A 20,210-nucleotide genomic window follows, 5' to 3' on the forward strand; every position below is an offset into this window, starting at 1 on the left:
GGATCATTAGCGGGGTTCGATCGGCGCGTTTGGGGGTTGCTGCGTGGACGCCAAGACCTATATGGCCGGGGTTTTCGACCGGGCGTCCGGGACGTACGAGCGGGTGGGCGTGCCCTTCTTCGGGCCGGTGGGCGCCGAGCTCGTGCGCCAGGCGGGTCTGCGGCGCGGCGAGAGCGTCCTGGACGCCGGATGCGGCACCGGGGCCAGCCTGATCCCCGCCGCCCGCGCCGTCGGCCCGCTCGGGCTGGTCGTCGGGCTGGACCTGGCGCCCGGCATGCTCGCCGTCGCCAACGCCGAGATCGAACGGCACGGCCTGTCCAACGCCACCGTGCTGTCCGGCGACGTCGAACAGGCGTCGATCCTGCTGCCCGCCGCGCGCTTCGACACCGTGCTGGCCGGGATGATGCTGTACTTCCTGCCCGACCCCGCGGCCGCCGTACGCGCGATGGCCGGGCTCCTGCGCCCCGGCGGCCGCCTGGCCGCCAGCCTCCTCGCCCAGCCCAGCCCCGCGGAGGCCGACCTGCTCGGCCAGGTGGCGCTCGCCCTGGCCCCTTTCACCACCGGGGCCGGCGGCGCGCCGTTCACCCACCGCCTCAACACCGAACGCGAGCTGGCCGACCTGCTGTCCGGCAACGGGCTGGCCGGGGTGCGGTGCGAGGAGGTCGTCTTCGAGGTCAGCGTCGAGCGCGGCCAGGTCTGGGACTGGCTGTGGTCGGCCGCGCGCCGCGCCTCCCTGGAGAGCATCCCCCAGGAACGGCACGCCGCCGCGCGGGCCGCACTGGAGTCGTCGCTGCCCGAGGAGGTGTACGTGCTGCCGCGCACCGTCCGCTTCGCCACGGCGGTACGGCCGGGCTCCCTCCTCAGAATCCGGCCGTAGCCCGCTTCGCGCACACGGGACCCGCGACGCCTGTGAGGGGGCGCCACGGGTCCCATGCTTCAACCGGTCACGGCGACGACCGTGCCCGCGCCGACCGTCAGGCCGCCTTCGCGGATCGCGAAGCCGAGCCCTTCCTCCAGCGCGACGGCCCTGCCGAGCTCCACCTCGACCTCGACCGTGTCACCCGGCTGGGCCGGGGCCGGCAGGTCGATCCGGCCGGGCACGTCGGTCGTGCGCAGGTAGAACTGCGGCCGGTACCCGTCGGCGACCGGCCTGCGCCGGCCGCCCTCCTCGGCCGTCAGGAGGTAGACGCGGGCGGTGAAGGAGCTGCGCGCCTGCTGCGTGCCGGGCTCGGACAGGACCATGCCCCGCCGTACCTGCTCGCGGCGCACACCGCGCAGCAGGACCGCGGCGTTGTCCCCGGCCTCGCCCCGCTCCATCGTCTTGCCGAACGTCTCCACCCCCGTCACGACGGCGGAGAACGTCTCGCCGAAGCCGACGACCTCGACGGTGTCGCCGACGCGCACGACGCCGCGCTCGATCGCCCCGGTGACGACCGTGCCGCGGCCGGTGACCGTGAGCACGTTCTCCACCGGCATGAGGAACGGCGCGTCGACGTAGCGCACCGGGACCGGGATGTGGTCGTCCACCGCCTGGAGCAGCGCCTCGACCGACGCCGTCCACTCGGGGTCGCCCTCCAGTGCCCGCAGCCCGGAGACCCGGACCATGGGCACGTCCGCGTAGCCGTGCTCGGCCAGAAGCTCCGACAGCTCCAGCTCGACCAGGTCGGCCAGCTCTGGGTCGGCGCCGTCGGCCTTGTTGAGCGCGACGACGAGGTGCTCGACGCCGACCCGCTTGGCGAGCAGCACGTGCTCGCGGGTCTGCGGCATGATCCCGTCCTGCGCGGAGACCACCAGGATGGCGCCGTCGAGCTGCGCCGCCCCCGTGATCATGTTCTTCACGTAGTCGGCGTGGCCCGGCATGTCGACGTGGGCGTAGTGGCGGGTGGCCGTCTCGTACTCGACGTGCGAGATGTTGATCGTGATGCCCCGCTGCGCCTCCTCGGGCGTGCGGTCGATCCTCTCGAACGGCGTGTACGTGGCGCCGCCCCGCTCGGCGAGCACCTTCGTGATCGCGGCGGTCAGCGTCGTCTTGCCGTGGTCGACGTGTCCCATCGTGCCGATGTTGAGATGCGGCTTGTTCCGCACGTAGGCCTGCTTGGCCATGATCGTGTTCCGTTCGCGAGAGCCTTGGATGTGTGACCCGTGGCCGGGCCGGTCAACCTCCCCCCGCCGGGTCACCGTCAGGACTTACGGGGAGAGGTCAGCGCTCCAGGCCGTCGCAGGCACGCTCGAAGACACCCGCGGCGATCGCGGGAGTCATCGGGTGAACGTGCCGGAACATGAGCGTCATAGTGACGTACATGAGCAACGGGAGGCAAACGGATATTCCCGCCGCGTTGGTGTGGCGCACAACACAGGGGCGGTGGTTTGTCGCAAAGGCCGAAGCATGGGCCCGCGACGGTCGCCTAGCGTTCGGCCATGCCCCGTCTCTCCTTGGACGACCTCTACCGCCTGGCCGTACCGTCTGATCCGCAGGTGCGTCCCGGCGGGGTCGCCGTGGCCTACACGCTCACCACCGCCGAGCGTGACACCGACGACAACATCACCCAGATCTGGCTCGCCGCCCCCGGGTCCGAGCCGCGCCGTCTGGCGACCGGCACCCTCCCTCGCTGGTCGCCGGACGGCGGCACGCTGGCCTTCGTCCGCCCCGTGGACGGAAAGCCGCAGATCCACCTGCTGCCGATGGACGGGGGCGAGCCGCGCGCGCTCACCACCGCGCCGCTCGGCGCCGGCGCGCCGGTCTGGTCGCCCGACGGCACCAGGATCGCGTACGGCGGGCCGCACTTCGCACCCTCGGCCGACGGCCCCGACCCGAACGCCCCCATCGTCGCCGACCGGCTCGACTACAAGGCCGACGGCCCTGGGCTGCTGCGCGGGCTGACCGCGCACGTGTTCGTCGTGGACGTCGCCTCCGGCGCGCTCACCCAGGTCACCGAGGGCGACTTCCACGCCGGCGGGCCCACCTGGTCGCCCGACGGCCAGCGGCTGGCGTTCACCACGTCCATGGAGCCCGACCGCGACCTCGTCCCCAGCGGCGCCGTCTACGCCGTGGACGCCACCGGCGGCGAGCCCAAGCGCCTGACCACCCAGGACGTCGTCTGCACGGGCGCGTGGTGGCTGGGCGAGAGGCTGGTCGCGACGGCGTTCAAGGACGGGCCGATCGGGCACACGCGGCTGTTCGCCGTCGGCGAGGACGGCCAGGAGGAGATCGTCACCGGGCTGGACAGGAACGTGATGATCGGCGGCCCCGGCTACCCGGGCGCGCCGCCCGCGCTGGACGGCGGCGACCTGCTGTTCTGCGCCCGCGACGCCGGGGCCACCCATCTGTACCGGCTCCGGGGTGGGGCCGCGGCCGCGGAGAAGATCGTGGGCGGCGAGCTCAGCGTCTCCGGCGCCGGAGTCGCCGGCGGGCGGCTGGCCTACGTGGCCGGCTCGGCGTACACGGTGGGGGAGGTCTACCTCGACGGCGAGAAGCTGACCGCCCTCGCCCTCGCCGACGTCGAGCTCTACCCGCCGCGCAGCCGGGTGTTCACCGCGCCCGACGGCACCCGCGTCGAGGGCTTCCTGACCGGCGAGGGCAACGGCGGCCCGCTGCTGCTCGACATCCACGGCGGCCCGCACAACGCCTGGGCCCCCGTCTTCGACGGGGTCCACCTCTACCACCAGGTGCTCGCCGCCCGCGGCTGGACCGTCCTGGCCCTCAACCCGCGCGCCAGCGACGGGTACGGCGAGGCCTTCTACACCGCCGCCCTCGGCGAGTGGGGCGTGGCCGACGCCCAGGACTTCCTGTCGGCCGTCGACGAGCTGGTGGCCGACGGCACGGCCGACCCCGAGCGGCTCGCTGTCACCGGCTACAGCTACGGCGGCTACATGACCTGCTACCTGACGGGGCACACCGGCAGGTTCAAGGCGGCGATCCCCGGCGGCATCGTCAGCGACCTGACCAGCATGGCCGGAACCTCCGACGCGGGGTACTTCCTCAAGATGTGGGAGTGCTCGGGCGACCCCGCGCCGCAGTCGCCGCTCACCCGCGTGGGCGAGGTCACGACGCCCACGCTCATCCTGCACGGCGACGCCGACGAACGCTGCCCGGTCGGACAGGCCGAGCAGTGGTTCGAAGCCCTGCGCGAGCGGGAGGTGCCGGTCCGGCTGGTTCGTTACCCGGGCGGCTCCCACCTGTTCATCGTCCAGGGGCGTCCCTCACACCGTTACGACTACAACGAGAGGATCATCGCGTGGCTGGAGCAATGGGTCAGCGGCTCGCCGAACTGATCGCGAAGTACGAGGTCCCGGGCGCCGCCCTGGCCTACCTGCACAACGGCGAGCTGCACGAGTACGCCGCGGGCGTGCTCCATCGCGGCACCGGCGTCGAGAGCACGACCGACTCGCTCTTCCAGATCGGCTCCGTGACGAAGGTCTGGACGGCGACGCTGCTGATGCAGCTGGCCGAGCGCGGCCTGCTGACGCTGGACACGCCGGTGTCCGAGCTGCTGCCGGAGTTCAAGGTGGCCGACCCGGAGGTCACCAGGACGGTCACGGTACGCCACCTGCTCTCCCACACCAGCGGCATCGACGGCGACCTGTTCCTGGACACCGGGCGCGGCGACGACTGCGTGGAGAAGTACGTGGCGGCCTGCGCTGACCTGCCGCAGAACCACCCGCTGGGCGCCACCCAGTCCTACTGCAACTCCGGGTTCATCGTGGCCGGGCGCATCGTGGAGAAGCTGACCGGCAAGACGTGGGACGAGGCCCTGCGCGAGCAGATCTTCGAGCCTCTCGGCCTCACTCACGCGGTCACGCTGCCCGAGGAGGCGCTGCGCTTCCGCGCGGCCATGGGCCACATGGACGGCGGCGAGCCGGCCCCGGCCTGGGGCCTCATGCGCTCGTGCGGCCCGGCGGGGCTCATCAGCGCCCGCCCCGCGGACGTGGTCGCCTTCGGCCGCGCCCACCTCGAAGGCGGGCTGCTGGAGAACCCGCAGGCGATGTGGGAGCCGCAGGTCGCCATCCCCAACCCGCACACGCTCGGCGCCCACTGGGGCGTCGGCTGGATCCTCGACGAGTGGAGCGGCCAGAAGGTCGTCTCCCACGGCGGCAACACCATCGGCCAGCACGCCATGCTCTGGGTCGTACCGGGCACCGGCACGGTCGTGTGCGTGGTGGCCAACGGCGGCCACAGCGGCGCGTTCACCCACGCGGTGGCCACCGAGCTGTTCGCCGAGCTCGACGGCCTGGAGGTGCCGCCCACGCTCGGGCCGCCCGCGCAGCCGGTCGAGGTCGACGTCACCCGCTACCTCGGCGTCTACGAGCGGGCCGGCGCCCGCCTGACGATCGGCCTCAAGGACGGCGGGCCGTCGCTGCTCATGGAGTCGACCGGCGCGCTGGCCGGCCTGCAGGAGCCGGAGGAGATCCCGCTGGTCGCCGTGGACGACGTCACCTTCGTCGGCCGCCGCCCCGGCGACCCCGACTGGCTCTCGGCGGTCTTCTTCGAGCTGCCCGACGGAACCCTCTACGTGCACGCCGGCGCCCGCGCGACCCCGAAGGTGAGCTGACCATGGACCTGCAGAAGCGCCTGGACGAGGCGGCGGCCAAGCACGGCGTGCCCGGCGCCGCGATCGCGGTATGGGCGGGAGGCGAGCTCCACGAGGCCGCCACCGGCGTCGTCAACAAGAACACCGGCGTGGAGACCACGCCCGACAGCGTCTTCCAGGTCGGCTCCACGACCAAGGTGTGGACCGCCGCCCTGATCATGCAGCTGGTCGAGGAGGGCAAGGTCGAGCTCGACCGGCCGGTCACCGACTACCTGCCCGAGTTCGGGCTGGCCTACGAGGCCGAGATCACCGTGCGGCACCTGCTGACGCACACGGGCGGCTTCGACGGCGACCTGTTCGAGGACACCGGCCGCGGCGACGACTGCCTCGACAAGTACCTGACCTACCTGCACGGCACCACGAAGGTGCACGACCCGGGCGCCCTGTTCTCCTACTGCAACTCGGGGTTCGCGGTGCTCGGCGCGATCGTGGCCAGGGTGCGCGGTATCACCTGGGAGCAGGCGATGGCCGAGCACCTGTTCAAGCCGCTCGGTGTCACCCAGTCGGCGTTGTTCGGCGAGGAGGCCGTGCTGTTCCGCGCCTCCGCCGGGCACATCGGCCCCGACCAGGTCGTCTACCCCAAGTGGCAGATGCCCCGCTCCAACGGGCCCGCCGGTTCCACCATGTGCCTGGCGCCGCGCGAGCTGGTCCGCTTCGGCCGCATGGCTCTCGCGGGCGGCCTGGCCGAGGACGGCACCCGCGTGCTGGCCGAGGAGACGCTGGCCGGCATGCGCCAGCCGCAGGCCGAGGTGCCGACCGTGCCCGGGATGCTGGCCACCGCGTGGGGCCTGGGCTTCGAGCTGTTCGACTGGGGCGCCTTCGGCCACGACGGCGGCACCCCCGGGCAGAGCACGATGTGGCGGATCGTCCCCGGCAGCGACGTCGTGCTCGCGATGAGCGCGAACGGCGGCGCGTTCGCCGGCCTCATCGAGGACGTGGTGCTCCCGGTGCTGCGCGAGACGACCGGGATCGACGTGCCGGGACTGCCGCATCCCCCGGAGCGGCCGTCGCCCGTGGACGCCACGCCGTACGCCGGGACCTTCACCGGGCCGGTCCTGTCGCTGGAGGTCACCGGCGCGGACGGCGGCCTGGACATCACCGAGATCCCCGGCCAGTTCATGGCCAGTATGGGCGCGACCCGCAAGACCACGCGCTACGTCCACCTGAGCGACGATCACTTCGTCGCCGCCGAGGCGGACGGCGGGATGCACGGCACGGTCACGTTCGTGATGCGCGACGGCGTCGCCGCCTACCTGCACAACAGCCGGGCGGTCCCGCGTGCGTGAGATCTTCGACGCCGCCGGCGCCGCCGGGTTCGTCCACGCGCGCGAGGTGGACGGCGACGCCGAGGTCGCCTTCGGGGCCGACGACCCCGTGGTGCTGGCCTCGGTGTTCAAGATCCCGATCGTGCTGGAGTACGCCCTGCAGGCCGCGGCCGGCGAACTGGAGCGCACCGAGCGCCTCATGGTCACCGCGGCCGACAAGGACGGCGGCATCGGCACCTCCGGCTGCGCCGACGACATCTCGCTGACGCTGCGCGACCTGGCGCACTTCATGATGACGATGAGCGACAACGCCGCCACCGACGTGCTGCTGCGCCGGGTGGGGCTGGACCGGGTGCACGCCACGCTCAGGTCTCTGGGCCTGTCGCGCACCCGGCTCATCGGCGGCTGCGCCGAGCTGTTCGAGCAGGTCAAGCAGGAGCTGGGCCCGGTCGACCTGGAGAAGGTGACCGGGGAGCAGGTCAGATCGCTGGCCATCCGCGACCCGGAACGCACGACCTCCGGCACGCCGCGCGAGATCACCACGCTGCTCAGCCTGATCTGGCGCGACGAGGCCGGTCCCGCCGAGGCCTGCGAGGAGGTGCGGCGCATCATGGGCAACCAGGTGTGGCCGCACCGGCTCAGCTCCGGCTTCGGCGACGAGGTCAAGGTCTCCGGCAAGACCGGCACGCTGTGGGGCGTGCGCAACGAGGCGGGCGTGGTGGAGTTCCCCGACGGCGGGCGCTACGCCGTCGCGGTGTTCCTGCGCACCGTCGGCCTCGGCCTGCGCGACCCCGCCGCCGACGCCGCGATCGGCCGCGCCGCGCGGGTGGCGGTGGACCGGTTGCGGGTCTGATGTCCGAGGTGACGTATGGTGAGCGGGTGATCGACCGCCCGCTCGCCAGCCTCGGTCGCATCCTGCTCGACCTCGGCACCACCGTGATGGGAGTGGCCGCGTCGCCAGGCGACCTCGGCACCGAGGTCACCGGCGTGCACATCTACGACCCGCTCGACGAGCTGCTGGTACCGCCGGGCGGCATCCTGCTGGCCGTCGGCGTCCATGCCGCGAGCGACATCCGCGACCTGCTCTACCGAGCCAGGACCGCGGCGGCGATCGTGGTCAAGGTGCCGGTCGAGGTAGACGAGCAGGTACGCGCCGCCGTCCTGGAGACCGGCATCGCCGTACTCGGGCTGACCAGGGCGGCGTCCTGGTCACAGGTGGCGGCGCTGCTGCGCTCCCTGCTGGCCGAGGGCGACCTCGACGAGCCGGGCGAGGAGCCGCAGGGCGACCTGTTCGCGCTGGCCAACGCGGTCTGCGCGCTCCTGGACGCGCCGGTCACCATCGAGGACCGCTCCTCGCGGGTGCTGGCCTACTCCGGGCGGCAGGACGAGGCCGACCCCGGGCGCGTCGAGACCGTGCTCGGCCTGCAGGTGCCCGAGCGCTTCCAGCGCATGCTGGACGAGCGCGGCTTCTTCAAGCAGCTCTACCAGAGCCGCGAGCCGGTCTACATCGAGCTCCACGACGGCACCAGCATCAACAGGACGGCGGTCGCCGTACGGTCGGGCGACGAGATCCTCGGCTCGATCTGGGCGGCGGTGCGCGAACCGCTCAGCGAGCAGCGCCAGCGCGCCTTCGCCGACGCCGCGAAGATCGTCGCGTTGCAACTGTTGCGCGAGCGCGCCGGTGCCGACACCCAGCGGCGGCTGCGCGCCGACCTGCTGTCGACCGTGCTGGCCGGCGGCGCGGACGCCGCCGAGGCGGCGGGCCGGCTGGGCGTCGCCACCGAACGGCTCTGCGTGCTGGCCGCCCAGCTCACCGACCTGACCGACGCCGACCCCGCGCGCGGGGAGAGCGACCGCCAGCGCTTCTGCGACGCCTTCGCCCTGCACGTGGGCGCCATCCACCCGCGGGCCGCCGCCGCGCTCGTCGGCTCGGTCGCCTACGCGGTGCTGCCGCTCAGCACCGGCGGCGAGGAGGAGGAGCGGGCCGTGCGGGTCGCCCAGAGCTTCCTGTCGCGGGTGGGCCCGCGCTACGAGGCCAACATCGGCGTGGGCCGGCTGGCCGCCAACCTCGCCCAGGTGGCCAGGTCGCGTGCCGACGCCGACCGGGCGCTGCGCGTGCTGCGCGCCCGCGGCACCTCCGGGCAGGCAGCCGGCTACACCACCGTGCACTTCGAGTCGCTGCTCATGCAGGTGGCCGACGTCGTGACGGCGGAGGAACAGACGCCCACCGGGCCGTACCAGCGGCTGCTGGAGCACGACGCGGAACACGGCAGCGACCTCGTGGCCACCCTGCGGGCCTACCTCGACGCGTTCGGCGACGTCAACCTGGCCTGCGCGCAGGTCCACGTGCACGCCAACACCTTCCGCTACCGGCTCAAGCGGCTGGTCGAGATCAGCGGTCTCGACCTGGCCGACCCGGACGCCCGGCTCACCGTGATGCTCCAGATGCGGATCTTCGGGCCCTAGGACGAGGGCGGCTGTAGTTTTCGTCACAGGGCACGAAGAACCCGCGCCGGGCAGGGACGAAGGTGGGTGACCAACCCCCCCACCCGCTCACACGGAGTCCCGTATGAAGAAAGTCGCGGCGCTCGCCTGCCTGGCCATGTTCGCCTCCGCGTGCGGCGGCGGAACGGCCCAAGCGCCCTCCGGCCGGCCTGTGGCCGGCGGCACCTTCACCTATGCCATCTCCGCCGACCCCGGAGTGCTCGACCCCGCGACGGCCGTCCTGTCGGTGACCAACACCGTGCTGGGCTTCGCCTACGACACCCTGGTCAGCACCGACCGCGAGGGGCGGACCGTCCCGGGCCTGGCCGAGAAGTGGGAGGTCAAGCCGGACTCGGTGACCTTCACCCTGCGCAAGGACATCACCTGCTCCGACGGCTCCAAGCTCACCGCCGCCGACGTGGCCCAGAACGTCAACCACATCGCCGACCCGGCCACCAAGTCGCCCGTCTACGGCGTACTCCTGCCGCCCGGGATGAAGGCCACCTCGGACGACGCGGCCGGGACCGTGACGTTCTCGACCGACAAGCCGTTCGCCTTCATCCTGCAGAGCGCCCGGGACCTGTACATCGTCTGCGGCAAGGCGGTCAAGGACCGTTCGCTCATCGCCCGCGCCACCTCGGGCAGCGGCCCGTACGTGCTGAGCGAGTCGATGCCCAGCGACCACTACACCTTCACCCGCCGCAAGGACTACAAGTGGGCGCCCGGCGGCGCGAGCACCGAGGGCATGCCCGACAAGGTCGTGCTGAAGATCGTGCCGAACGAGCAGACCTCCGCCAACCTGCTGATCTCCGGGGGCCTCAACGCGGCCGTCTTCTACGGCGCCGACCGCACCCGCCTGGAGGCCACGCCCGGCCTGCTCAAGAAGACCCCGATGGCGGGCAACGGCCAGTTCTTCTACCACCAGGGCGAGGATCGCCCCACCAAGGACCCGGCCGTACGCAAGGCCCTCACCCAGGCGCTCAACCTGAAGGAGCTGGCCGGGATCGCCTCCAGCGGCACCGGCAGGCCCGCCACCGGCCTGGTCATGGAGCCCCGCCCGTGCAAGGGCGACACCGTCACCGGCCACGTGCCCGCCTTCGACGCCGCCGCGGCCGCCGCGGGGCTGGAGGCCGCGGGCTGGAAGCCCGGCCCCGACGGCATCCGGGTCAAGGACGGCAAGCGGCTGACGCTGCGCTACCTCTACGGCACCACCAGGGGCGCGGGCGTCCAGGCGGCCGCCGAGTACGTGGCCGCGGCCTGGAAGAGCGCCGGCGCCGAGGTCAAGCTCAACGGCGTGCTGGACACCAAGATGTCGGAGTCGCTCAACGCCACCCAGGACTGGGACGTGGTCTGGCTGCCCATCGGCGTCTTCCTGCCCTCGCAGCTCGAAGGCTTCCTGTCCGGCCCGGCCGCGCCCAAGGGCGCCAACTTCGCCCACCTGGACAACGCCCGCTACTCCGAGCTGATCGCCCAGGCCAAGCTCAAGCCGGGCGAGGAGGGCTGCAAGCTCTGGCTGGAGGCCGAGACCGCGCTGTTCGGCAACTCCGACCTGGTCCCGGTCACCGAGAACACCGTGCTCGTGGCCGGCAAGGGCGCGACGTTCGACCTGGTCGCCACGGTCCTCATCCCCACGTCCATCCGCCTGACCGAAGGAGGCTGAGTGCTGCGGCATCTGGTGCGCTTCATCGTGTCGCTGGGGGTGCTGCTGGTGGCGTCGTTCGCGATGATCCACCTCATCCCCGGCGACCCGGTGCGCGCCTCGCTGGGCCCCGCCGCGCCGATCGAGCTGGTGCAGGCCAGGACGGCCGCGCTCGGGCTTGACCGCCCCCTGCTGGAGCAGTTCACCACCTACGTGGCGAACCTGTTCTCCGGAAACATGGGCGTCTCGTTCCTGACCGGCGAGCCGGTCGGACAGGTGATCCTCACCCGGCTGCCCAACACGCTCGGGCTGGCGCTGCTGGCCACCGTCGTGGCGATGCTGGCGGCCGTGCCGATCGGCATGTGGGCGGCGATCAGGACCGAGAACGGCCGTAACCGCGGCACGGAGGCCACCTTCACCTCGGTCACCGGCACCGCGGTGGCCGTTCCCGAGTTCCTCTACGCCATCGGCCTGGTCACCGTCTTCGCCATCGGCCTCGGGCTGTTCCCGCCCGCGGGCAAGGCGGGTCCCGCCTCGTACGTGCTGCCCATCCTCGCGCTGGCGATCGGGCCGATCGCGATGATCTCCCGCATCTCCCGCGTGGAGACGCTGCGCGAGCTCGGCACCGACTACGTACGGCTGGCCCGCGCCAAACGCCTGCCCGCCGCCCGCCTCTACCTGCGCCACGTGCTGCCGAACACGCTGACCGCCACCCTCACCATCGGCGGCCTGCTGCTCACCGCGCTGATCGCGGGCAGCGTCCTGGTGGAGTACGTCTTCGCCTGGCCCGGCCTCGGCCTGAAGATCGTCGAGTCGATCACCCAGAAGGACTATCCCGTGGCCCAGGGCGTGATCCTCGTCTACGGCGCCATCGTCCTGGTCGTCAACTTCGCCGTCGACCTGATCCTCGGCAAGCTCGACCCGACCTCCTCCATCAAGGAGACCTGATGCCACGCACTCCCGCCGCCGTCGTCTCGGCGGTGCTGGTCACCCTCATGGTGGTGCTGGCGATCATCGGCCCGCCGATCTGGGGCGAGGCCGCGGAGAAGATCGACGCCGGCGCCATCCTGCAGGGCGCCTCGGCCGCCCATCCGCTCGGCACCGACAACCTGGGCCGCGACCTGCTGGCCCGCGTGCTCGTGGCCGGCCGCTACTCGCTGGCGCTGGCCCTGGCCGCCACGCTCATCGGCGCCGTCATCGGCATCGTGCTCGGCGCGCTGCCCTCGGTGCTGCCGCGGCGTGGCGCCCGCCTGGTCACCGGCACCGTCAACGCGCTGGTCGCCTTCCCCGGACTGCTGCTGGCGATGTTCACCGCGGTCGTGTCCGGCATGGGGGCGCGCGGCGCCGTCCTCGGCATCGGCGTGGCCATCGCGCCCGGCTTCGCCCGGCTCACCCAGACGCTGGCCGCCTCCGTCGCCGGGGCCGACTACGTGCTGGCCGCCCGCATGCTCGGCGTCCCGCGCCGGCGCGTGCTGGGCCGGCACGTGCTGCCCAACATCGCCGAACCGCTCATCCTCAACCTCGCCCAGGCGCTCGGCGGGGCGCTGCTGGGGCTGGCCGGCATGTCCTTCCTGGGCCTGGGCGTGCAGCCGCCGGACTTCGACTGGGGGCGCCTGCTGTTCGACGGCTTCGCCCGCATCTACGTCACGCCGGAGGTGGCGATCGGGCCCGCGGTGGCGGTCGCGCTGGCCGGCATCGGGTTCAACCTGCTCGGAGACACGCTGGCCAAGCGGGCGGCGCGCACCGCCGTACCGGCGAGGAAGGAAGAGCTCGCCGCGCCGGAGCCGGCGGGCGCGCCCGATCCGCAGGCCGTGCTGGAGGTGCGGGACCTGACCGTCACCTTCCCCGGCGGCGTCACGCCCGTGCGGAGCCTGTCGCTGACGGTACGGCCCGGCGAGATCGTCGGCATCGTCGGCGAGTCCGGCAGCGGCAAGAGCCTGACCGCGGCGGCGATCGGCGGGCTGGTGCCCTATCCGGGCACGGTCACGCACGCCGCGCTGCGCCTGGACGGCCGGGAGGTCGCCGAGCTCAGCCAGAAGGAGCTCGGCACGAGCCTGGCCATGGTCTTCCAGGACCCGATGGCCTCGCTCAACCCGGCGCTGCGCGTCGGCGGGCAACTGGCCGAGGTGGCGATCGTGCACCAGGGCGCCACCCGCGCCGAGGCCGCCCGGCGGGCCGTGGACCGGCTCGGCCACGTGCACCTGCCCGAGCCGGAGAAGCAGGCCCGGTGCCATCCGCACGAGCTGTCCGGCGGCATGCGGCAGCGCGCGGTGATCGCGATGGGGCTCATGGGCGCGCCCAAGCTGATCATCGCCGACGAGCCGACGACCGCGCTGGACGTCACCGTGCAGCGGCAGATCCTCAAGCTTCTGCGTGAAGTGGTCGACGAGAGCGGGGCGGCGGCGCTGTTCATCTCGCACGACATCGCGGTCGTGGGGGAGCTGTGCGACCGGGTCGTGGTCATGTACGCGGGGCGGGTGGTGGAGGAGCTGCCCGTGTCGGCGCTGGCCAAGGGGGCGGCGCATCCGTACACCAAGGCCCTGGTGGACTCGCTGCCCGACATGGAGACCGACCGGTCGCTGCCGCTGGCCAGCATCCCCGGCACGCAGCCGGCGCCCGCGCTGGTGGGGGCGGGGTGCGCGTTCGCCGGGCGGTGCGCGCTGGCGACCGATCGCTGCTCGACGTCGTTGCCGCCGGTCACCGAGTACGGCATCGCGCACACGGTGGCCTGCTGGGAGGTTTCATGAAATTTACTGATGTGACGGTGCGATTCGGATCGTTCACCGCGGTCGACTCCGTCAGCCTGGAGGTGCCGCCCGGCGGCATCGTCGGGCTGGTGGGGGAGTCGGGCTCCGGCAAGTCGTCGCTGGCCAAGGCGGTCAGCGGCCTCGTACGGTACTCCGGGCGGATCACCGGCGCCTCCCGGGTGCAGATGGTCTTCCAGGACCCCTACGCCTCCCTCGACCCGCGCATGAAGGTCGGCGAGTCGGTGGCCGAGGGGCTGCTGGAGCTGCCCAGGGCCGCCCGCCCCGACGAGGTGACCCGCCTGCTCGGCCTCGTCTCCCTGCCCGCGGACCTCGCCTCCCGCTACCCGCGGGAGCTGTCGGGCGGGATGCGCCAGCGCGTCGCCATCGCCCGCGCGCTCGGCGCCCGCCCCGACCTGCTGGTCGCCGACGAGATCACCAGCGCCCTGGACGTCTCCGTCCAGGGCTCCGTGCTCAACCTCATCCGCTCGCTGCGCGACACGCTGGGGTTGTCGATCCTGTTCATCTCCCACAACCTCGCGGTGGTCCGCTACGTCTGCGACACGGTGGCGGTCATGCACCAAGGCCGCGTCGTCGAGCACGGCCCGACCGAGGCCGTGGTCGGCCGGCCCGCGCACGACTACACCCGCACCCTGCTGGAGGCCGTGCCCCGCCTGCAGCGCTGAAGCCGCTCCGGCGGCGGGCAGGCGCCGCCGGAGCTTCACCGGTCAGCCGCTGGCCACCAGGATGAAGGCGGCCTGCTCGGCCGGCACGCCGGGAGCGCTGCCCCGGATCCCGATGACGACCTTGCGCGGCGGGGTGAAGACGACGTCGCCCGAGCCCGCGATCGTCAGCTCGGCGGTCTCGCCGGGGCCCAGCGTCTCCGGCGTGAGCGTGAAGTCCAGGCCGGCGATCAGGCCGGACATCGACAGGGAGACCGTGGGGGAGAAGCCGTTGCGCGGCACGTTCTCGACGGTCACCGTGATCGAGGTGCCGGAACCGGCGGTTCCGCTGCCGGGGCTCACCTTGAGGGCGAACTGCGGGATCTCCTGGACGGCGAGCGCGAACTGACCGCCCGCCGCGACCTGGCGGACCTTGGCCAGCCCCGTGACCAGTCCCGGGGCCGGCCGCGCGGTCAGCGTGCCGTCGCCGAGCTGGCCGCTGTGGTTGGCGCCCCACGCCACCACCCGCCCGTCGGTCCGCACCGCGGCCCCGGACGTGTCACCGGCGGAGATCTGCGTCACCGGCCCGGCCTGCGCACGGATCGGCCGCAGCCGGTCGGTGAACGTGCCGTCGCCGAGCTGGCCACTGGTGTTCGAGCCCCACCCGAAGACGGCGCCGTTCACCCCGCGGGCCAGGGCGTAGAAGAATCCGGCCGAGACCTCCGCGATGGGCGGGAGCCCTCCCACCTCCTGGGCCGTGACGCGCGTCTCGAAGGTGCCGTCGCCGAGCTGGCCGTGGTTGTTGTTGCCCCAGGCGAACACCCGGCCGTCCGCGCGCAGCGCCAGGTTGTGCTCGGGTCCGACCGAGACGCTGCGGACCTGCGTCAGGCCGAGCACCGGCACCGGGGTGAGCCGGTTGGTCGTGGTGCCGTCGCCGAGCTTGCCGGACAGGTTCCTGCCCCAGGAACGCACGGTGCCGTCACCGAGCACCGCCAAGGTGTGGTCCATCCCGGCGGCCACGGCGAAGGCCCCGGGCAGCCCCGCGACCCTGGCGGGGGTCGGGCGGTCCTGCGTCGTGCCGTCGCCGAGCTGGCCGCCGAAGTTGTCGCCCCACGTCCACACGCCGCCGTCGGCGGTGACCGCGACGCTGTGCCCGGACCCCGCGCTGATGCCGACCACATTCGTGGGGCCGGGCACCTGGACCGGGCTCGGCCGGTAGGTCGTGGTGCCGTCCCCGAGCTGGCCGTCTCCGTTGGCGCCCCATGCCCACAGGGTGCCGTCACCGGCGACGGCCAGGGCGTGCGCCGCGCCCGCCGCGACCTTGGCGAAGCGCAGCTCCGCCCGGTTCACCGCGCCGAACGTGGTCCGGAGATCCGGGGTGAGGGAACCGATGCCCTGTTGCCCCGAGTGGTTGGCGCCCCAGGAGACCGCGTGCACGGGCGGGTCCGCCTGTGCCGCGGCCTGGTGGGAGGGAACGGCCGAGGCCGCCCCGGCGACGGCCAGCGCCGCCGCCCAGGTCTTCCATCGTGACGCCACGCCTGCTCCTTTCACTGATGTCGTGTCTTCACAGCGAAGGGGCGTGACATCCCGTTCCACGGCCGTTCCACCGGGGTCTGGCGGCCGCCCTGACCTCCACCTCCCGTGTCCACGCCGCCGTCGCCCGCGGTGACCTCGGCCGCGGCGTCCAGGCGGTGCCGTCCGGGGGAGGACTCGACACGGTAAGCGGCCCCGCAGGCGGTCTCCCAGCGCAGCACCACCTGGCCGGCGTCCACGACGGAACCGAGGTCCACCTGGATCCGGTCGGCGGGCAGCCGGCGAGGCCCTTCCTGACGGCCTCGGCCTGGGGGACGCTCTCGCTGGTACGGACCAGTCCCGCGACGGAGGGGATCGGGAAGCCGTCGGAGCGGGGCTTCAGCCGCCGGGCGACGGAGGCGAGGCGGAGGGTGCCGCCCGCGGCGGGAGCGGCGATGAGCAGGGGAGTCACGAGGAGGGTGGTGGCTCAGGACGGTTCAGGCGCACACGGTCTCCTGATCGAGAAGTGCCGGCATCGGATCATCCTCCCTGCAACTGGCCGATACCAGTACAGGTCGCGAAACATCCCTGGTACGGACCAGAGGCCGCGACCGCCCCGTCCCGAGCCGGAGGGCCGAACGCCCGCGCACGACACCCGACCAGGTCGTCCGCCCCGGCCCGGTACGGACCGCGCCTCACTCACCGCCACGACGAAGATCGGGCCATTGGGCATGAGCACCAAGGGTGCGGGGGTGCTTGGTGGGCTGGCACGAATCGAGGCGTCCTCACGATGGTTTACCGTCGCCGTGACAACGGACGACTCGGAGGGCATGCGTGATCGCGATCAGGGAGCTTCACGAGATCGCGGACCTGGAAGAGGTCCACGCGCTGTTCGGTGATATCTGGCATTTCGACCCGGGCGGCGAGCCCATCTCGGTCGAGCTGATGCGGGCCTTCTCGCACGCCGGCAACTACATCACCGGCGCCTACGACGGCGCCACACTGGTGGGCGCGTCGGTGGGCTTCATGGCGGTCGGCGGCGTACTGCACTCGCACATCACCGGTGCGGCCGTCGGGCGCGGCATAGGGTTCGAGCTCAAGATGCACCAGCGCCGCTGGGCGCTGGAGCGCGGGCTGACGCGCATCTCCTGGACCTACGACCCCCTCGTGCGCCGCAACGCGCACTTCAACCTCGCCAAGCTGGGGGCCAGGCCGCACGAGTACCTGCCCAGCTTCTACGGGATCATGGGCGACGCGATCAACCAGGGCGACGAGTCCGATCGGGTGCTCGCCGTCTGGGAGCTGACCGCGCCGCACGTCGAGGCGGCGGTACGGCGGGAGCCGCACGCGCCGGACATCCCCACGGGAACGGTGGTGGCCCTGCGCAACGAGGGCGGCAAGCCGGTGCCCGGTGACCTGGACGCGCCGGTCGTGCTGGTGGCGATCCCCGCCGATGTGGAGGGGTTGCGCGGCGTTGATCCGGGAACGGCCAAGGCGTGGCGGCATGCCGTACGCGACGTGCTGGGCGGCATGCTGGCCGAAGGCCGCAAGGTCACCGGATTTCATGACAAGAAGTACTACGTAGTGGAGAAGGCGTGAAAATCACAGGAGTAGAGCTGCGCAGGATCGCGATGCCCTTGGTGGCGCCGTTCCGCACCTCGTTCGGCACCGAGACCTCGCGCGACGTGCTGCTCGTGCGCGTGGTGACACCGGACGCCGAGGGGTGGGGCGAGTGTGTGGCCATGTCGGAGCCGCTCTACTCCTCCGAGTTCGTCGACGGCGCGGCAGAGGTGATCAAGCGGTTCCTGCTGCCGTCGCTGCCCGCCGAGGTCGACGCGTACGGCGTGGGCCGGGCCCTGGAGCCGATCAAGGGCCATCGGATGGCCAAGGCGGCCGTGGAGACCGCGGTGCTGGACGCCCAGCTGCGCGCGTCCGGCGAGTCGTTCGGCCGCTTCCTGGGCGCCGAACGTGACCGGGTGCCGTGCGGCGTCTCCGTCGGCATCATGGACTCCATCCCCGAACTGCTGGAGGCCGTCGGGGGCTACCTGGACGAAGGCTACGTCCGGATCAAGCTGAAGATCGAGCCCGGCTGGGACGTCGAGCCGGTGCGCGCGGTGCGCGAGCGCTTCGGCGACGACGTGCTCCTGCAGGTGGACGCCAACGCCGCCTACACGCTCGTGGACGCCCGCCAGCTCGCCAAACTGGACGACTTCGAACTGCTGCTCATCGAGCAGCCGCTGGCCAACGACGACTTCGTCCAGCACGCCCAGCTCGCCAAGCAGCTGAGGACCCCGATCTGCCTCGACGAGTCCATCGAGTCGGCCGAGCACGCGGCGGCCGCGATCGCGCTGGGCTCCTGCTCCATCGTCAACATCAAGCCGGGCCGCATCGGAGGCTACCTGGAGGCCCGCCGCATCCACGACCTGTGCCGGGCGCACGGGATCGCGGTGTGGTGCGGCGGCATGCTGGAGACCGGCCTCGGCCGGGCCGCCAACGTGGCGCTCGCCGCGCTGCCCGGCTTCACGCTGCCCGGCGACACCTCGGGCTCGCGCCGTTACTACGCGACCGACATCACCGAGCCGTTCGAGCTGCGCGACGGCCACCTCGACGTCCCCGCGGGACCCGGGCTGGGCGTCGAGCCGATCCAGGCGATCCTCGACGAGGTCACCACCTCCACCGAGTGGATCACGCTCTAGCGCAGATTCCGCAGGTCGAGCTGGCGCAGCACGCGGGAGATCACCTGCGGGTCGGCGTCCGGCTCACGGCGCGCGTCCAGGACGGCGCGCCGGGCCGCCGACATCATCTCGTCGCTGACCCGGCGCACCATCTTGAAGCGCTCGAGGCGCTGGCCGAACGCCTCGCGGCGTTCCTCGTCGGCCAGCTCGGGGCTGATCCGCACCGCGATGTCGGACAGGCGGCGGCCGAGGATCTCCACCATGTCGTCGGGCACCTGCTCGGTGTCGACGAGCTCCCTCAGCCGCTGCCTCGCCGCGCCCGCGGCCTGCTTGGCCAGCCTGCGCTCGAAGGCGCGTTCCGCCTCGGTGTCGGAGGTGACGCCGAGCAGGCGTACCATCCAGGGCAGGGTCAGGCCCTGCACCAGCAGCGTGGCGAGGATGACCGCGAACGCGACGAAGACCAGCACGTCGCGCTGCGGCACCTCCAGCGGGATGGCCAGCGCGAGCGCCACCGAGGCCACGCCGCGCATGCCCGCCCACCACATCACGACCGTCTCGCGCCAGCTCATCGGCGTCTCGGAGTCGTCGCCGCGCAGCTGGTGCAGGCGCCTGGCCAGCGAGGCGGTCGGCAGCAGCCACAGCAGCCGCACCCCCACGACCACGGCGACCACGACCAGGCTCCACACCATCACCTCGCCGAACCTGCTGGTCACGGTGCCGAGCACGTTGTGCAGCTCCAGCCCGATCAGCCCGAACGCCACCCCGGTCACCAGCGTGTCCACGACCTGCCAGAAGGCGGCGCCGGTGAGCCGGCCGATCGAGTCGTCGGCGTCGCTGGTCTTCTCGCGCAGGTAGAAGGCGGTGGTCAGCACCGCCAGCACGCCGGAGCCGAGCAGCTGGTCGGCCAGCACGTAGCTGGCGTACGGCACCAGCACCGACAGCCCGATCTGCAACGTGGGGTCGCCGAGCAGGCTGTCCAGCCGGGCCGCCACCCACCCCACCCCGAACCCCACGACGACCGCCACCACCGCCGACAGCACCAGCTCGCCCGCCGCGACCGGCCACGAGAAGCCGCCGGTGAGGGCCGCCGCGATCGCCACGTGGTAGAGCACGATGGCCGTCACGTCGTTGAACAGCCCCTCGCCCTCCAGCAGCGACACCAGCCGCCTGGGCAGCCCGAGCGAACCCGCCACGCTCGTGGCCGCGACCGGGTCCGGCGGGGCCACCAGCGCGCCCAGCGCCGCCGCGGCGGCCAGCGACAGGCCGGGCACCAGCGCGTGCGCCACCCCCGCGACCGCCGCCGTGGTCACGAACACCAGCGCCACGGCCAGCAGGAAGATGGGCCGCCAGTTGGCCGCGAACTGCCGCCACGAGGTACGGCTGGCCGCCGCGTACAGCAGCGGAGGCAGCAGGGCGGGCAGCACGAGCTCCGGCGGGATGTCCACGTTCGGCACGAACGGCAGCACCGCCAGCACGATGCCGTACAGCGTCATGAGCACCGGCGCCGGCAGCCCCAGCCGGTCGCCGAGCGGCACTGTGACCAGCGCCCCGAGCAGCACGAGCATGAGCAGCACGAACTGGCCCACGACACCCCCCGATGATCGTCGTCAACCAGCGTGCCACAGGGCGCCGGGAGAAGAG

General features: G+C 72.6%; 16 protein-coding genes. 12 read left to right on the forward strand and 4 right to left on the reverse strand.

Features of this window, described 5'->3' with window-relative positions:
• The first annotated feature begins 43 nt into the window (after nt 1–43).
• A complete protein-coding gene (locus ACIBI5_RS41595) occupies nt 44–877 on the forward strand; it encodes a class I SAM-dependent methyltransferase (RefSeq protein WP_397255359.1) in 834 nt (277 codons plus the stop codon).
• 59 nt (nt 878–936) lie between these two features.
• On the opposite strand, the gene tuf is transcribed toward ACIBI5_RS41595, so the two are convergent.
• Nucleotides 937–2,103 carry an elongation factor Tu gene (gene tuf / locus ACIBI5_RS41600; protein WP_397255361.1) on the reverse strand — a complete coding sequence of 389 codons (1,167 nt, stop codon included), beginning with the start codon at nt 2,101–2,103 and terminating at the stop codon, nt 937–939.
• A gap of 315 nt (nt 2,104–2,418) precedes the next feature.
• Between tuf and ACIBI5_RS41605 the strand changes: the two genes are divergently transcribed.
• The 9 genes from ACIBI5_RS41605 (at nt 2,419) to ACIBI5_RS41645 (ending at nt 14,406) form a co-directional block, all read left to right on the forward strand.
• Nucleotides 2,419–4,272 (forward strand): S9 family peptidase, encoded by a 1,854-nt coding sequence (locus ACIBI5_RS41605; protein WP_397255363.1) that lies wholly within the window; start codon nt 2,419–2,421, stop codon nt 4,270–4,272.
• Complete coding sequence (locus ACIBI5_RS41610) at nt 4,236–5,549, forward strand: serine hydrolase domain-containing protein (protein WP_397255365.1); 1,314 nt, start codon at nt 4,236–4,238, stop codon at nt 5,547–5,549. Before ACIBI5_RS41605 ends, ACIBI5_RS41610 begins: the two co-directional genes overlap by 37 nt.
• 2 nt (nt 5,550–5,551) lie before the next feature.
• Complete coding sequence (locus ACIBI5_RS41615; protein WP_397255367.1) at nt 5,552–6,874, forward strand: serine hydrolase domain-containing protein; 1,323 nt, start codon at nt 5,552–5,554, stop codon at nt 6,872–6,874.
• Nucleotides 6,867–7,706 (forward strand): serine hydrolase, encoded by an 840-nt coding sequence (locus ACIBI5_RS41620; RefSeq protein ID WP_397255369.1) that lies wholly within the window; start codon nt 6,867–6,869, stop codon nt 7,704–7,706. Before ACIBI5_RS41615 ends, ACIBI5_RS41620 begins: the two co-directional genes overlap by 8 nt.
• Before the next feature lie 8 nt (nt 7,707–7,714).
• Nucleotides 7,715–9,319, forward strand: a complete 1,605-nt coding sequence (locus ACIBI5_RS41625; protein WP_397255371.1) for a PucR family transcriptional regulator — start codon at nt 7,715–7,717, stop codon at nt 9,317–9,319.
• 103 nt (nt 9,320–9,422) lie between these two features.
• A complete protein-coding gene (locus tag ACIBI5_RS41630) occupies nt 9,423–10,997 on the forward strand; it encodes an ABC transporter substrate-binding protein (RefSeq protein ID WP_397255373.1) in 1,575 nt (524 codons plus the stop codon).
• On the forward strand, nt 10,998–11,924 hold the full coding sequence (locus tag ACIBI5_RS41635; RefSeq protein ID WP_397255375.1) for an ABC transporter permease: 927 nt from the start codon (nt 10,998–11,000) through the stop codon (nt 11,922–11,924).
• Nucleotides 11,924–13,723, forward strand: a complete 1,800-nt coding sequence (locus ACIBI5_RS41640; RefSeq protein WP_397255377.1) for a dipeptide/oligopeptide/nickel ABC transporter permease/ATP-binding protein — start codon at nt 11,924–11,926, stop codon at nt 13,721–13,723. Before ACIBI5_RS41635 ends, ACIBI5_RS41640 begins: the two co-directional genes overlap by 1 nt.
• Nucleotides 13,720–14,406 (forward strand): ABC transporter ATP-binding protein, encoded by a 687-nt coding sequence (locus tag ACIBI5_RS41645; protein ID WP_397255379.1) that lies wholly within the window; start codon nt 13,720–13,722, stop codon nt 14,404–14,406. Before ACIBI5_RS41640 ends, ACIBI5_RS41645 begins: the two co-directional genes overlap by 4 nt.
• 42 nt (nt 14,407–14,448) lie before the next feature.
• On the opposite strand, the gene ACIBI5_RS41650 is transcribed toward ACIBI5_RS41645, so the two are convergent.
• Nucleotides 14,449–15,918 (reverse strand): RCC1 domain-containing protein, encoded by a 1,470-nt coding sequence (locus tag ACIBI5_RS41650; protein ID WP_397255381.1) that lies wholly within the window; start codon nt 15,916–15,918, stop codon nt 14,449–14,451.
• Nucleotides 15,919–15,929: 11 nt separating this feature from the next.
• A complete protein-coding gene (locus tag ACIBI5_RS41655) occupies nt 15,930–16,172 on the reverse strand; it encodes a hypothetical protein (protein WP_397255383.1) in 243 nt (80 codons plus the stop codon).
• Nucleotides 16,173–16,728: 556 nt separating this feature from the next.
• Between ACIBI5_RS41655 and ACIBI5_RS41660 the strand changes: the two genes are divergently transcribed.
• Together ACIBI5_RS41660 and menC are read left to right on the forward strand one after the other, a co-directional pair.
• Nucleotides 16,729–17,493, forward strand: coding sequence for a GNAT family N-acetyltransferase (locus tag ACIBI5_RS41660; protein WP_397255385.1), 765 nt, complete (start codon nt 16,729–16,731; stop codon nt 17,491–17,493).
• Nucleotides 17,490–18,590, forward strand: a complete 1,101-nt coding sequence (gene menC / locus ACIBI5_RS41665) for an o-succinylbenzoate synthase (protein ID WP_397255387.1) — start codon at nt 17,490–17,492, stop codon at nt 18,588–18,590. The genes ACIBI5_RS41660 and menC overlap by 4 nt, the downstream gene beginning before the upstream one ends.
• Here menC and ACIBI5_RS41670 read toward each other — a convergent pair.
• Nucleotides 18,587–20,155 (reverse strand): Na+/H+ antiporter, encoded by a 1,569-nt coding sequence (locus ACIBI5_RS41670; protein WP_397255389.1) that lies wholly within the window; start codon nt 20,153–20,155, stop codon nt 18,587–18,589. The genes menC and ACIBI5_RS41670 overlap by 4 nt on opposite strands.
• Nucleotides 20,156–20,210: the final 55 nt, after the last annotated feature.

The organism is Nonomuraea sp. NPDC050540 (assembly GCF_044457485.1).
Taxonomy (GTDB): domain Bacteria; phylum Actinomycetota; class Actinomycetes; order Streptosporangiales; family Streptosporangiaceae; genus Nonomuraea.

Excerpts from the sequence above, each read along its gene's own strand:
- ACIBI5_RS41630 (WP_397255373.1), top strand. The coding sequence starts at position 9,423 with ATGAAGAAAGTCGCGGCGCTCGCCTGCCTGGCCATGTTCGCCTCCGCG.
- tuf (WP_397255361.1), bottom strand. The coding sequence starts at position 2,103 with ATGGCCAAGCAGGCCTACGTGCGGAACAAGCCGCATCTCAACATCGGC.
- ACIBI5_RS41605 (WP_397255363.1), top strand. The coding sequence starts at position 2,419 with ATGCCCCGTCTCTCCTTGGACGACCTCTACCGCCTGGCCGTACCGTCT.
- ACIBI5_RS41640 (WP_397255377.1), top strand. The coding sequence starts at position 11,924 with ATGCCACGCACTCCCGCCGCCGTCGTCTCGGCGGTGCTGGTCACCCTC.
- ACIBI5_RS41615 (WP_397255367.1), top strand. The coding sequence starts at position 5,552 with ATGGACCTGCAGAAGCGCCTGGACGAGGCGGCGGCCAAGCACGGCGTG.
- ACIBI5_RS41645 (WP_397255379.1), top strand. The coding sequence starts at position 13,720 with ATGAAATTTACTGATGTGACGGTGCGATTCGGATCGTTCACCGCGGTC.